Consider the following 14,217-nt stretch of genomic DNA (forward strand, 5'->3'; position numbering starts at 1 on the left):
GGTCTCCCTGAAGAAGTGGAGCGCATTTTAGGGATTTTTGAGAAAGGATCAAGCACTATTTGCAACTTTTTTACTGTTCGACGATTTATTGAACAAAGCAGGTGTTTTGTGGTCAAACCCTGTACGATCTTTAAGGATCCTCTGGATAAATTTACAGGAGCGTTTTTAATAAGTTTAATTTATAGTCAGAGAGCGGCATATGTGTTGTAACCCCAAAATAAACGCAAACATAATAAAGAGAATAATAATGCGTAGTGTAATTTTTATTTGTCTATTCATTTCTGCTAGCTTTAGTAGTTATGCTATTGAAAGCCATAAAACTGATAAAAAGCAGTTAATCGCAAACTTCATTAAACAACAAACTCGTGCCAATATAAGTATTGGTAGAAGTATTAGTACGATTCTAAGCCGTTACCCTGAAAAAGTAGATCTTGTCATTCCAGTAGCGTTGGAGCTATATCCAGAACAATACGAGCAAATAATCATTGGTGCAATAAATGCTGAGCCTGCATTAGCATGTGATGTTGTAACCGCAGCTATTGAAAGTAATGTTATTAAAAGTGAAGAAATCGTTCGTATCGCGATAGCGTCTGATCCTGCTTATGCAAATGAAATAGTAGAAAGTGCTGCTATTAGTGATATTCAAGAGATACAAAGTATCGTTCGAGTTGCAATTGCCAGTGATTCCTTAGATAAAAACAGTTTTATCGAGTCAACAATGACGTCATTTCCAGATCAAGTTACCAATATATTGTCTGCAGCAATGCAAGCATTGCCAGATCAGTTGCTTAATTTATTGTCGTCAGCATTGCAGCTTTACCCTAGTCAAGCTGAAGAAGTCGTCTCAACTGCCGTACAGAATAATCAGTCTCACGACAATTCGGATATTGTCAATGCCGCTATTAAACAAGGCATGAAACAATCAGTTGCTATTGACGCTGCACTTGCGGGGGGGGCAAGCCCAGAAGAATTAGCACTCGTACAAGTTCGAAAAGGTAATTAACCGCATATATATACTCGCTCTATACTAGACATATGCGCAGATATGGTTAAAATCTGCGCTCCCTGAAATTGAGGCCTATTATGTTTAGTCACATCCATCCAGAAAATTACTCAAGACAACTATCTGACAAAGAACAGCAAATAAAGGAAATGTTTGCACAGTTTGAGTTGCCAACATTCTCTATATTTGAATCAGTGCCTTTAAATTATCGACTACGTGCGGAGTTTCGTGTTTGGCATGATGGTGATGACCTCGATTACATCATGTTTAATAGTGAGACAAAGGAAAAGTACAAAGTTAAATCTTTTCCTGTCGCCAGCACCCTTATTAATGAAGCCATGAGCACTGTAATTGATTTTGCTAAAACAAATGAATCACTACGACGCAAATTATTCCAGGTCGATTTTCTTTCTACGTTAAGCGGAGAGTTACTAGTGAGCATGCTTTACCATAAGCAACTAGATGACGACTGGATTGAACAAGCTAATTTACTAAAGGCTAAATTAAGTACTATTGCACCAACCGACATAATTGGTCGCGCGCGCAAGCAAAAAGTAATTTTAGACAAAGACTACGTAATGGAAACTTTAACCGTTGATAACAAGCAATATCACTATCAACAGATAGAAAATAGCTTTACTCAACCAAATGGTGTTGTGAATCAACACATGTTGAGCTGGGCAAAAGCGGCTACCGCTAATAGAGGTGGTGACTTAATTGAGCTTTATTGCGGAAATGGCAACTTTAGCTTAGCGCTTGCTGACAACTTCGAACGTGTATTGGGAACTGAAATATCTAAAACATCGGTTAATTCCGCACAATACAATATAGATATAAATAATATAGAAAACGTAGATATTGTGCGTATGTCGAGTGAAGAGTTTACTCAAGCGATGAATGGCGAAAGAACGTTTAGGCGTCTACAAGGATTTGATTTAACTAGTTATCAATTCGATACAGTGTTAGTCGATCCACCTAGAGCAGGACTTGACCCAGATAGCGTAGAACTGGCTCGACGATTTGAAATGATCATATATATTTCTTGTAACCCTGAAACTTTAAAAGACAATTTAGCGGCATTAACAACAACACACAGTATTGAGCAATTTGCGCTATTTGATCAATTTCCTTATACACACCATGTAGAAACCGGAGTTATATTGAAACGAAAATAACTTAAGAAGCTATTTGTTTTTTGGCGTTCATATCTAGAGCGCCTCTTGCAATTAGCCGTAATTGTTCAATTGTACGTTCTGCTAATTCTAGTCGCTCCTTCTTGTCATAATCTAATGCTTCGGCGCCAGCACTAAACACTAATGTTACTGCAGCATGAGCTTGTAAATAAGCAATATCGCGATCAAGTTTGTTTGCTTTTTCTATGTAGTCGCGCAGTTCCATAGTGAAATAGCGTATTTCACGACTTACTGCAGCGCGAAATTCAGCCGAAGTACCTGAACGTTCACGTAATAACAAACGGAATATATTGGCATTATTATCAATAAACTCCATAAACGTATGAACTGATATTTTTATAACAGAGCCACCTTTTTCAATGCGCTGTCTTGCTTGCCTCATTAGTTGACGCAACGTTAAACCCGCTTCATCAACTAGTGTTAACCCTAGTTCATCCATATCAGAAAAATGACGATAAAAAGAGGTTGGTGCAAGCCCCGCTTCTTTAGCTACCTCACGCAAACTCAAACTAGAAAAACTACGATCGGCACTAAGCTGACCTAAAGCAGCCTCTATAAGTTGTCGTCTTGTTTTTTCTTTTTGCTGGGCGCGAATACCTGTCATGCAAACTCCAATTACCTTTCTTTTCCAACGCTTAGCCATAATACTGGATTCTAAAATGCTTGTCAGGCTAGATGACATATTGATTAAGATTAAAGAATTAATCAACGCGTTGCTTGACTCACCAGTATAGCCAGCTAAAATAGCGTACAGTTGTACGCTCAAATTTTTTAGCTTGGAAAATTAATGAATAAACCTCGTCTTATTTGGCTAAACGTTTTAGTTTTTCTTATTACGTTTCTTTTTGCCGCCATCGCAGTGCCTTATCGTGCGATTACCCACGGTTTTGATAGCACTGAAATTATCATGGCTATTATCTGTTTTACTTATTGTGGTATGTCAATTACGGCTGGCTACCATCGTTTATGGTCTCACAAAACATATCAAGCACATTGGAGCTTAAGGTTCATTTTTGCAGTAGGTGGCGCATTTGCTCTGCAAAATAGTATTTTACATTGGTCTTCTGACCACCGTGTTCACCACAAGCATGTAGATAACAATGATGTAGACCCTTATTCAGCAAAGCGTGGTTTTTGGTATTCGCATATCGGCTGGATGTTACGAGAGTATCAAGCACACCGCTATACTGATTACGATAATTGCCGAGACTTGCAAAAAGATAAAATCGTCATGTGGCAACACAAGAATTATTTATTACTCACTATATTAACCAACTTCGGTATACCGTTAGCATTTGGCATCTGGCATGGCGATATTATTAGCAGTTTATTATTAGTTGGCTTTTTGAGATTGGTACTTAGTCATCACACAACATTTTTCATTAACTCGTTGGCTCATATTTGGGGAAAACAAACGTATACCGACAAAAATACTGCCCGTGATAATGGAGTTCTAGCATTTTTTACTTTTGGCGAAGGTTACCATAACTATCACCATATTTTTGAAAATGACTATCGCAATGGTATTCGTTGGTACCAATTCGATCCAACTAAATGGTTAATTAAAGGATGTGCATATCTTGGTTTAACATCGAAACTACGTATTAGCCCAGAAGATAAAGTAGAAAAAGCTAAGTTAGCGATGTCCTTAAAACGTAGCCAACAGCGTTTAATTTCGCACCCTCAAGCGGAAGAAATGAAACAGAAGCTAGAAGCGGAATATGAAGCTTTAATTGCTCGTGTAAATGAATTTTATGCTATGAAGAAACAAGTGCTGGTCAATAAAAAAGAGAAGCTACTTACTGAGGTAGAAAATTCAGAGTTAATGAAGCAATTTTCAGAGTTGAAAGAATCGCTTGCAGAGCAACGCAAACACTGGAATTTACTAACCGCAAAACTCGCTTAAAAACAATTAACTAGTTACCTAACCTCTATTTCCTGCTACTATTTTTTATATAGCGGTAAATAGAGGAAGGTTATCTTGGCTAAGACAAAATCCACTTCAAAAAAATCTTACGACTTTGATGCAATAGTTATTGGTACTGGCCCTGGCGGTGAAGGTACTGCAATGAACCTAACTAAAGCAGGTAACAAAGTAGCTGTAATTGAAAAGCATTCAGAAGTAGGAGGTGGCTGTACACACTGGGGTACAATACCTTCCAAAGCACTCAGACATTCAGTTAGCCGTTTAGTTGAATATAATAGCAACCCACTATTCAATAAGTCGGAAAAAGCGGCGACGTTAACCTTTGAGAATATCCTTCAACATACCACCAAGGTAATCAGAGACCAGGTTAGACTAAGAGGCGGGTTTTATAACAGAAACGAAGTAAAAGTATTTCATGGCGAAGCCAGTTTCATTGATAAACATACCTTACATATAAATTACCCTGACGGTTCTCATGAGCAGGTCACTGCCAAAACTATTATTATCGCTACCGGATCTCGACCATACCGCCCTGACGACGTAGATTTTACTCACTCTAGAATATACGACTCAGATACCATTTTGTCGTTAAAACACGAACCAAAGTCGATCATTATCTATGGTGCCGGTGTGATTGGTTGTGAATACGCCTCTATTTTTAGAGGTTTAGGCTGTAAGGTCGACTTAATCAACACTCGCGACCGCCTACTGTCATTTATGGATGCAGAAATGACTGACTCTTTAAGCTATCACTTTTGGAATAGTGGCATTGTCATTCGCCATGGCGAAGAGTATTCATCCATCGAAGGGAAAGACGACGGTGTCGTAGTATCATTACAATCAGGCAAACGCATGAAAGCTGATTGTCTTTTATTTGCCAACGGCAGAACCGGTAACACCGATAAACTAGATATTGATAAAGTAGGCCTAACGGCAAATTCTCGTGGTTCGTTAGCAATAGACAAAACCTATAAAACGGAAGTCGACAATATATATGCTGTAGGTGATGTCATTGGATACCCTAGCTTAGCCAGTGCTGCCTATGACCAAGGCCGAATTGCAGCAGATTATATCCTAAATATATCAACAGAAGGCCAGCTAATAGAAGACATCCCAACGGGTATTTATACCATTCCAGAAATGTCTTCTGTTGGGAAAACAGAGCAAGAACTAACTGCCGCCAAAATACCTTACGAGGTGGGTCGTGCTTCATTTAAGCATCTGGCTCGAGCTCAAATTGGTGCAAGTGCAGTAGGTAGTCTTAAAATACTCTTCCATTGCGATACCAAAGAAATCTTAGGTATTCATTGCTTTGGTGAGCGTTCAGCTGAAATCGTACATATCGGACAGGCAATCATGCAACAAAAAGGTGAAGCTAACACTATTGAATACTTTATTCATACTACTTTTAACTACCCTACAATGGCTGAGGCTTATCGGGTTGCAGCGCTAAATGGTTTAAATAGACTGTTTTAATCATGAACAAAATTATATTAGCGCTATTAATGTTAACGACATCGTTAACAACCACAACAAGTTTGGCAGAAGACTTCACTTTGTATTTAGTCAGACACGCAGAGAAGCAATCTGATAGAAAAGATCCCTCGCTTACTCGTTGCGGAATGCTCCGTGCCAATCAATTAGCTGAAATGTTAAAGCACATTGAAATAAACGCTGTTTATAGCACGCACTATAAACGAACAATGGCCACTGCTAGACCAACAGCGAATGCTAAAAATGTTAGTGTAATTCAATACGCGCCGAACGGTTTAGAACAATTAGTTAGAACGCTCAAGGCAAAGCAACAAAACGCATTAGTTGTAGGCCACAGTAATACTACGCCTCAATTGGTTGCATTACTGACGGGAAATAACATAGTGCCGATGACAGAAAAGGAATATCAGCACTTTTTTCAAATACAAATATCAGGTAAAAAAGTTACAGCAGTTGATATCACACAGCCGTTGCGCTGCAATTAGAAAGCATTATTAGGGAGACCTTTTTTCAACATTTTAATATCACTTAACTTAAAAGGTGTTCCCCATTGTTGAATCGTCATAATATCTTTATTTAATTGGCCTTTAAATGCCACAAGGCTATTGGCAACCTTCATTTCACTCGGCAAATTTAGTACTAAATACTTATCACCCTTTTCGCTGGTAATTCCGTAAAATCCGCCCTCAAATGACTGATAGGTTACCGTACCAATTTGCCAGCCTTGTTGTTTTAATTGCTCTACAGTCACTTCATTTTCTCGTATGTTTGTAGTGCTGCAGCTGCTAATAGGGGAGATAAGCGCAAAGAGTAGCACGATATGTTTTAGTATCGAGTTCATTGTGTATTACTCTATTAAGCAGTTAATTCGAATTGAGATCTAGATGGGCGTTCGTACGCTTGATTAATATTAAGATAAAATGTTTCTATTCTCACGGCACGGCGATCAATTTCTTGATCTCTGCTTGGTGATATTGCTTCTTGTGCAGCAATAGTTGAGTCGATAAGGTTATCAAACTCTCCGCTTTCTATCGACTCATCAGAATTTAATGATTCAATTTGGGGACCACCGCCACCTAGCGGCTTAGATAAATCATTCTCGTCAGATTCTTTTGAAAGTTGCTGTTGCAATAGTTCAGATTGTGCCGGGGCAATAGTACGAGATGCTTCAGCTGCTACTCTTAAATCTTGTGTAGAAGGATTAGCAGGCGCCAATGCAGCATCATAAACTTTCCGCATTTTAGCAATGGTTTCTTCGGGGGAGCTTGGCTTAGATAAATCAACTGAAACTTCCCCTTCTACTGCATAACGCTTACCATCAGGGCCAGTTTCATAGCTATAACTCGGAGCACCAGTATATCGACCTCCAACTGCGGCATGAGCTTGTTCATGCGTTCTAACTTCTAAATCGCGCGCTTCTAACTCACGAATTATCGCTCGTTCTTCTGGGGTAGGTGAAGTTGAGTCTTCTGAACCTTCACTACTTGGGGAAGCTTGTGTACTATCTGATGTTTCAGCGCTTTGCGCTTCCGGCTCTAGATCTTCTTGCTGTGAATTTTGCTGAGCACTTTCTTGCTCATTTCCTTGCCGCTGTTCTCGCTCATTTATTGTCGAGTTTTCTAGCTCTGCTTGTTCCTGAATAGCCGAAAAATCTACACCTTCTTCGATATTTTGCGCAGGTGTTTTAACACGTTCTTTTTCTGAAGCAACTCCTTTTTCAGCTGCACTAGGATTCATTGCAGCTGTTTGGCTTATCACTTCTCGTTGAACATTATCACGTCGCAAGCTGTCTGTCGGCGGATTAACGACAGTTGCTAAAGGTAGATTGTTAGCATGCGGCGTAATATTCATAACTAAGCAGTCACATCAAGCAAAGTACCAAGCGTTTCATCAGCTGTTTTTATGACTTCCGCAGAAGCCTTAGCTTGATACTCAGCAACTTTTAAATCGACAAGCTCTTGGTTTAAGTTAGGTAACTTTTGCGAATCAGCCAATGGCTGAGCTGGATTTTCACTTACTTGCTCTTGAGTTACTACTGTTGCATCAACAATATTAGCAGCCGCATCAGACGCCTGACGTGTCGCATCTTGGAAGCCTTGTACACCGGTGTTAAATGCCGATTGAATTTCCATAACCATCTCCTCGCCTTAGTTTTTAATACAGATGATAAATCACCTTAAAAACATTACATCAAACAATCAAACCATCCTCTGTACAATTATCGAACAAACCAAGCTGTAAGTCAATAAACACGAGGGACTTAGCCAGATAGCTATTTAGCTCTGATTTGCCCAAGCCATAGCGTTAATGTAGCTATAAACTCTTGAAAGTTTGAGATAAAAGGCGCATGTGAAGCTTTATCAAATACTACAGATTCACTTTCAGGTGCGAGTATATTTACTTCTTCTATAATTTTTTTTGGCACTAAGCCATCCATTTTCCCATACATTCGCAGATAAGGCACATTGATATCAACCAGTTGCTTTCGTAAATCTACCGTCTCAAGTAAATTCAACCCTTGGTCTAATGCATAGCGCTCAGGTAAAGAGGTAGCCATCACTAACTCCTGAATTAACTTAATATCTTCTTTTATATGTGCACTACCCATTGCCTGAATTTTTAAAAAGCCTTTAAGTGTTTTGCCAATGTCACCTGAGATTTGGCGATGAAAGCTATTAAGTAGTTCAGGTTTAATGCCATACCAATCATCACGTTGGCCAAAACATGGCGAACTTGCAATATTAACCAAACCCAATACTTCATTAGTTTTTGCAGATAATGCTATTTGATTTGCGATTAGCCCGCCTAACGACCAGCCGATATATACAGCTGGTTCAGTAACCGTTTGTAGAATTAAGTCTGCCAATACCGGCAAGGTATATGGCTCGGGCAAACAATTGACATTATTCCCATAGCCCGGAAGGTCAATAAGCATCACTTTAAAGTCTTTGGATAACTGACGAGCTAATGGTTTAAATACACCACTATTTAACCCCCAGCCATGTAATAAAACTAAAGGTTGTCCTTCGCCTATACTCGAAATTTGTAAACTTTGTGCCATGCTTAATAAGGTTTTCAATCCAAAGACGCATTTTAGCGAAATTACACGTGGTTGAAAATGTAAAACAAAGGAATAGGTAAATGTTATTGCAAGGAATAGTACGTCAGGCTAAACAGTTGCTTGGCCAAGTTAGCTGTTGTGAAATTTGTGACGAAACGTTAAATGAAGATTCATTTATTTGCCAGTTTTGTCTTAACACTTTACCTAAATTTGACTTGCTAAAAATTGATAGTGATTTACTTAACCGACCTGAAATACATCAAATATTTAAGCGCCGTTATTTTCATCATTTAGTGTCAATTTGCCCCTATCAATACCCAATCAACCAATGGATTACTAATTATAAATACAAGCGACAGTTAAGGTTTCAACACCTTTGCAGCAAACTACTTGAATTTCAATTAAACATTTTAAAGAGTATGCCGTTTATCAATAAACCAGACATCATCATTCCTGTCCCTATTCATATCAAAAAATGGCAAGGGCGAGGCTTTAATCAATGCCTTGGTTTAGCAAAAACAGCTGCTAAATTGTATGATTTGCCAGTTTCCGATGACTTAATTTACCGAATTAAATCTAATGCGGCACAAGTTACTATGTCTGGAGCTCAGCGGCGCAAGTCTCTTAAAAATAATTTTGCTTTTACCAATACAGTTGATTTAAGAAAAAAACATATTTGGTTGATAGATGATGTTGTAACGACTGGGGCGACTGCAAATGAAATTAGCCGCTTATTACAAACGGCTAATGCCCAAAGAATCACCTTAATAACATTGGCAATAAGTCTTTAATGTTTGGTTGATACACTAAATGCTTTGGCAAAAAATAGCGTATTGGCCAATATTTTTGAAGTGCCTTGCCAATAACCTCTAAAGGTCAAGTTTTCAGTGGTTGCGACTACACGGCCATTTCCAACGTTATGGGCCACTATTGATGCGTTGTGCGACAAACGATTAACTAGATTTTGATCGGTATAACCGCTCAATAAAGGTGACTCTTTAAATTCTGCTAACGTCGCGAAAGGTAATTTAGGCTTATCCATGATCAGCGTACTATTTTTAAATACTGGTAAAAATGCACTTTGATAACCATATGCGAGCGGGTGACTTATATCTAACTTAGTCCCAAATATGGTACCCGCTATGCGCTTTCTAGCAGCTAACCCATTCTTGTCTTGATAAGATAAGCCTTCGCTATCAAACAACTGATTAATTTGAGCTTTACTAGCAAAATTAGCTTTTAAAATTTCTTTATCCGCTAACCATTTAGCGCCACGTTTCTGCGCAAAAACAACACCGCCTTTTCGCAACCAATTAACTAGTTTGCTTGTTAACGTTTTTGAAAGACTGGCATAGTTTCCATCAACCAATATCATGTGACTGTATGCAGCAAAGTCGATTTTGGCTAACCTTTGATGTTCTATGACCGTTACAGGAACTTCCAGCTCTTGGTCAAGGAAATATCGAATTTCGCCAGCTTCATATTGCGATACACCTTTACCGCCAACTAACAACACATTAACAGGGTTAATTAGTTTGAGTGAATTACTGCCTAAATCAATTCCTGTCGGTGTAAGTCCTGTTGCTAAAGCATGAACACTCAAATTTTGCTTTAAGCTTTCCTGCTGCAAAATTGACTGCCAATCCAAATTAGTTTGGATGCCTGCCATCACAACTAAAGTGCCTGCATCAAATTGCTGTTCTGCGCCATTAATAATGCTGCTAAATGGCTTAGTTGCCACTTTAATTTTCACATCTTTAGCTAATAATTTGTTCAACAGTTTAGGCGCTTTATAATCATGCCACTTTATGGCGTAGGCGTAGGCGTCTTGTACTATCGCTGACGATTCCTTTGGTTCTTGCTGCCATTCATTCTTGGCTAGTTTTAATCCCCATTTTCGCTCAACTTGACTAAAAGAGATATTCATTGCCAACGGCAAAGTCCAACCAGACACATCATAAAATGTATTATCGTCAAAGGTAGTTTGTTGACTAAACAGTGCCTTAATTAAACGATATTGACGTTGAGCAAGCGGAATGAAATAGCTATTAGCCGCAGGAAAAACTTGATTATTAAGTCGAAAATCATCAGTTAACGCATACGCTTGAATTTGATGTTGTTTCAGTTTAGATAAAAACATCTCTAAACGTGTTTTGTCGTGTCCTTCATGAACTAGATAACCGACAAATTTTTCTTTCTTAGCCAGCTTGATTCCTTGCCTAAAAAACTCATTTCTATAAGCGGCTAGTTCCTTACTATTTGCCCAAGCTCCTTCAATAGTCGAAAGCGAGGTAAGTACATGATTCTTGATACCATATTCAAAAGTAAGCAAACCATTAACTGTATCTTGCTGCATACCTCGACTGCTGGCTTGTTCAAACAAAATACCAACGGCACCATTTACATCAGGGTATGTGCTGCCTTTACCATAATAGAAGTCATCAAAATTCTCTTGGCTATAATACAATCGTTGCTCTGCATCAAGCGCCTTAGCATGAAACTTGGCGATCTTTTCTGTCAATTCAACATTTTTAGCTGGTGTAATGGGGTTAGTTCTACTCGGTACTCCTGGCTGAAAAAAGTAACTACTATTAGCGCCCATTTCATGAAAATCACCTAATACATTAGGCTGATAGCGGTGATATTGCTTTATTCGATTTACACTTTCCTGTTGACTAAGTAGCAACCAATCTCGATTTAAATCAAACCAGTAATGATTCGTTCGACCAGTCGGCCAATCTTGATGATGCTCTATGTGATTAGGGTCGCTATTAGCCGCATTACCACGATAGGTTGCAGCCCAGTTTGCAAAACGATCCATACCGTCAGGGTTAATACTAGGTTCGATAACAACAATAACTTCTTCAAGCATTTGCTTAACTTGTTCGTCTTGACTAGCGGCTAAATGATAGGCCACAACCATAGAAGCATTTGCGCCGCTAATCTCATCGCCATGAACACTGTAACCTAGCCACACTACAATAGGTAAGTCGGTATTATCGCTATTAAGTTGTCTTTTAGTTAAAATCTCATCTAAGTTTGCTAAATTCTCTGGTGACGAAATGGTCAATAATAATTGCTTTCGTTGCTGATAAGTACGACCTATTTCACTAATCGCCACTCTTTCAGATCCTGCAGCTAACCTTGATAAGTAATCAACTAACTGATCATGTCTTGCATGTCGTTCACCAACGCCAAATCCTAACGTTTCCTTTGGCTTTACAATACTCGCTTCATAATTATCAATTGATTGCAGGTAATACTCTAAATCGGCTGAAAAAGACGTAAATGCTACAAATAAACAGCATGCACTAAAAAATCGTTGAAAAAACATTTATCTGCCCCCAAATAACAGGAGTCAAAATTACCAAACTCTCGCCGTTGGCACTAGTAGTATTATTAAAAAAGACAATTTATATGGCTAACGCTAGCCTAATGGATACGAGCAGAGTAAAATAACCATACCTGACTAAATTACTCGGGTATGTATTTAATTAATTGTAAGTGAGTTAATCATGATCACCATTTCTGAATCAGCACAAGCGCATTTTGCCACCCTACTGTCTCAACAAGCAGAAGGAACAAGTATTCGTGTTTTTGTTGTAAATCCTGGCACTGCTAATGCTGAATGTGGCGTTTCATACTGTCCTGCTGATGCCGTTGAAGAAACCGATATTAGTATACCTTTTAATGGGTTCTCTGCTTACATTGATGCTGAAAGCAAGCCGTTTCTTGAAGAAGCTGAAATCGACTTTGTAACTGACCAAATGGGCTCTCAACTTACCCTCAAAGCACCCAATGCAAAATTAAGAAAAGTAGCAGACGATGCTCCTCTTTTTGATCGTGTAGACTACTTTATTAAAGCTGAGGTAAATCCACAGCTAGCTGGCCATGGCGGTGAATGTAATTTAATGGAAATTACCGAAGATGGATTTGCCGTATTACAGTTTGGTGGCGGTTGTAACGGTTGTAGTCAAATTGATGTAACCGTTAAAGACGGTATCGAAAAGCAACTGTTAGAGATGATGGCAGGTGAAATAAAAGGTGTTCGTGATGTTACTGAACATGAGCGCGGTGAACATTCTTATTATTAAGACGTGATGAATAAGAACCAATAAGTAATTCTTTATAAAAAGCCGGCTAATTAGCCGGCTTTTTTGTATCTATAGCTATGTGCTGATAATAATGCCAGCCAAGTGTTGCTCCTCGCGCTGCCATAAACCCTGTGAAAGCAAACCAAAGGCCATGGTTTTGATAATCACTAAATAACAACCAAAGCGGAAAAAATACACCAAACGTTGCAATAACCATACTATTGCGCATTATGTCTGCCCGAGTAATCCCGACATACACACCATCATACAGATAGCACCAGCAGCCAATTATTGGCAATAATATAATCCACGGAAGGTACTGAGTTGCCATAACAACGACCGCTTCAATATTCGATATCGTGCTAATCAACATCTCACCTGCAATCCAAAAAATTAGGCTGTAAATGATGGCAAATATTACAGTCCACATTGTACAGCGGCGCAAGATGTAGTTAATTGATTGCGTTTTCTTCTCGCCCCATGCTTTTCCAATTAATGCCTCTGCAGCATTGGCTATACCATCTAAACCAAATGAAATGAGTAATAGAAAATTCATTAATATCGCATTGGCCGCCACGACATTGTCACCAAGTCGCGCACCTTGGAATGTAATAAATATAAAGCACACTTCCAGGCACAGCGTCCTAATTAATATATCTCGATTCAATTTGAAATAACTCAAAAGCTCATTGCTGCTAAAAACCCGTGTTCTCAATTTTATAAAGCTATGATAAATCCCATCGGGAAGCAGCCTGCCCTTGATAATTATCACCGCACCAGCTAGCAAGCCGCTATATTCTGCAATCAAAGTCGCAGCTGCCACACCTTGTACTTGCCACTGAAAAACAAGTACAAACAGTAAATCTAATGAAAGGTTTACTAGGTTGGTAAATATCAGCAACCACATTACAGCTTTGGCACGATGCTGACCCAGTAGCCACCCCATAACGACGATATTGGCTAACGCCGCAGGCAAACCCCAGATTCGAATTTCAGCATACTGTTGTGCGTAAAACTGTACTTGCTCACTTCCACCAGCAAGCCATAGGCTTAACTGTAAGTAAGGGACTTGCAGTAAAATCAAACACAAACCAATCGTTAAACCAACAAATACTCCTCGCGTGAGTACTAAAAGGCTCTGCTGTCGATCATTTTGCCCCAATGCTTGAGCAGAAAGACCAGTGGTAGACATACGTAAAAAGCCGCAAAGCCATGTAATGAACGTAATAATCATTGCTCCGACAGTGCTACCACCTAGATAATATGCATGCGAAAGATGTCCAATTACTGCAGTGTCGACTAAACCAAGTAGCGGCACGGTAATATTGGACAGAATCATGGGAATAGCGAGGGCGACAATCTGTCGATCTAAGTTTTTCAAATGTAGATCAAATAACTGGTTTATTTAAACGAAGTTTACTTGGTGTTAAACCAAAAAACACGCT

At 39.0% G+C, this 14,217-nt stretch carries 15 protein-coding genes; 8 read left to right on the forward strand and 7 right to left on the reverse strand.

Annotated elements, in window-relative coordinates; genetic code table 11:
• The 3 genes from HII17_RS18970 to trmA form a co-directional block, all read left to right on the forward strand.
• A partial coding sequence (locus tag HII17_RS18970; protein WP_211185389.1) for a hypothetical protein occupies positions 1-210 on the forward strand: 210 nt, incomplete at its 5' end.
• Positions 211-247: 37 nt separating this feature from the next.
• Complete coding sequence (locus HII17_RS15775) at positions 248-1,003, forward strand: hypothetical protein (protein ID WP_169076340.1); 756 nt, start codon at positions 248-250, stop codon at positions 1,001-1,003.
• 80 nt (positions 1,004-1,083) lie between these two features.
• A complete protein-coding gene (gene trmA / locus HII17_RS15780; RefSeq protein WP_169076341.1) occupies positions 1,084-2,178 on the forward strand; it encodes a tRNA (uridine(54)-C5)-methyltransferase TrmA in 1,095 nt (364 codons plus the stop codon).
• 1 nt (position 2,179) lies between these two features.
• Here trmA and fabR read toward each other — a convergent pair whose 3' ends face one another.
• Positions 2,180-2,800 (reverse strand): HTH-type transcriptional repressor FabR, encoded by a 621-nt coding sequence (gene fabR / locus HII17_RS15785; protein ID WP_169076342.1) that lies wholly within the window; start codon positions 2,798-2,800, stop codon positions 2,180-2,182.
• 183 nt (positions 2,801-2,983) lie between these two features.
• Here fabR and HII17_RS15790 point away from each other — a divergent pair, with 183 nt between their 5' ends.
• From HII17_RS15790 to HII17_RS15800, 3 genes are all read left to right on the forward strand, one after another.
• Positions 2,984-4,102 (forward strand): fatty acid desaturase, encoded by a 1,119-nt coding sequence (locus HII17_RS15790; protein WP_169076343.1) that lies wholly within the window; start codon positions 2,984-2,986, stop codon positions 4,100-4,102.
• A 75-nt stretch (positions 4,103-4,177) separates the two neighbouring features.
• Complete coding sequence (gene sthA, locus HII17_RS15795; RefSeq protein ID WP_169076344.1) at positions 4,178-5,599, forward strand: Si-specific NAD(P)(+) transhydrogenase; 1,422 nt, start codon at positions 4,178-4,180, stop codon at positions 5,597-5,599.
• Positions 5,600-5,601: 2 nt separating this feature from the next.
• Positions 5,602-6,102 (forward strand): SixA phosphatase family protein, encoded by a 501-nt coding sequence (locus HII17_RS15800; RefSeq protein WP_235938868.1) that lies wholly within the window; start codon positions 5,602-5,604, stop codon positions 6,100-6,102.
• Here the strand turns inward: HII17_RS15800 and HII17_RS15805 are convergent.
• From HII17_RS15805 to bioH, 4 genes are all read right to left on the reverse strand, one after another.
• Positions 6,099-6,458: a hypothetical protein gene (locus HII17_RS15805; RefSeq protein WP_169076345.1), complete on the reverse strand. Its 360-nt coding sequence runs from the start codon at positions 6,456-6,458 to the stop codon at positions 6,099-6,101. The two genes, HII17_RS15800 and HII17_RS15805, sit on opposite strands and share 4 nt — an antisense overlap.
• Positions 6,459-6,472: 14 nt before the next feature.
• Positions 6,473-7,468, reverse strand: coding sequence for a putative metalloprotease CJM1_0395 family protein (locus HII17_RS15810; RefSeq protein ID WP_169076346.1), 996 nt, complete (start codon positions 7,466-7,468; stop codon positions 6,473-6,475).
• A 2-nt stretch (positions 7,469-7,470) separates the two neighbouring features.
• Positions 7,471-7,749 (reverse strand): hypothetical protein, encoded by a 279-nt coding sequence (locus HII17_RS15815; protein ID WP_169076347.1) that lies wholly within the window; start codon positions 7,747-7,749, stop codon positions 7,471-7,473.
• A gap of 140 nt (positions 7,750-7,889) precedes the next feature.
• Positions 7,890-8,678 carry a pimeloyl-ACP methyl ester esterase BioH gene (gene bioH, locus HII17_RS15820; RefSeq protein WP_169076348.1) on the reverse strand — a complete coding sequence of 263 codons (789 nt, stop codon included), beginning with the start codon at positions 8,676-8,678 and terminating at the stop codon, positions 7,890-7,892.
• Between the two features lie 80 nt (positions 8,679-8,758).
• On the opposite strand from bioH, the gene HII17_RS15825 reads away from it, so the two are divergent.
• Positions 8,759-9,469, forward strand: coding sequence for a ComF family protein (locus tag HII17_RS15825; protein WP_169076349.1), 711 nt, complete (start codon positions 8,759-8,761; stop codon positions 9,467-9,469).
• Here the strand turns inward: HII17_RS15825 and HII17_RS15830 are convergent.
• Positions 9,466-12,012 (reverse strand): M14 metallopeptidase family protein, encoded by a 2,547-nt coding sequence (locus HII17_RS15830; RefSeq protein ID WP_169076350.1) that lies wholly within the window; start codon positions 12,010-12,012, stop codon positions 9,466-9,468. The two genes, HII17_RS15825 and HII17_RS15830, sit on opposite strands and share 4 nt — an antisense overlap.
• A 181-nt stretch (positions 12,013-12,193) precedes the next feature.
• On the opposite strand from HII17_RS15830, the gene nfuA reads away from it, so the two are divergent.
• The gene (nfuA, locus tag HII17_RS15835; protein ID WP_169076351.1) at positions 12,194-12,772 is read left to right on the forward strand and encodes a Fe-S biogenesis protein NfuA; all 579 of its coding nucleotides are present in this window, start codon (positions 12,194-12,196) and stop codon (positions 12,770-12,772) included.
• 46 nt (positions 12,773-12,818) lie between these two features.
• Here the strand turns inward: nfuA and HII17_RS15840 are convergent, their stop codons facing one another.
• A complete protein-coding gene (locus HII17_RS15840) occupies positions 12,819-14,153 on the reverse strand; it encodes an MATE family efflux transporter (RefSeq protein ID WP_235938870.1) in 1,335 nt (444 codons plus the stop codon).
• Positions 14,154-14,217 lie beyond the last annotated feature (64 nt).

This window comes from Thalassotalea algicola, assembly GCF_012932965.1.
GTDB classification, from domain to species: domain Bacteria; phylum Pseudomonadota; class Gammaproteobacteria; order Enterobacterales; family Alteromonadaceae; genus Thalassotalea_F; species Thalassotalea_F algicola.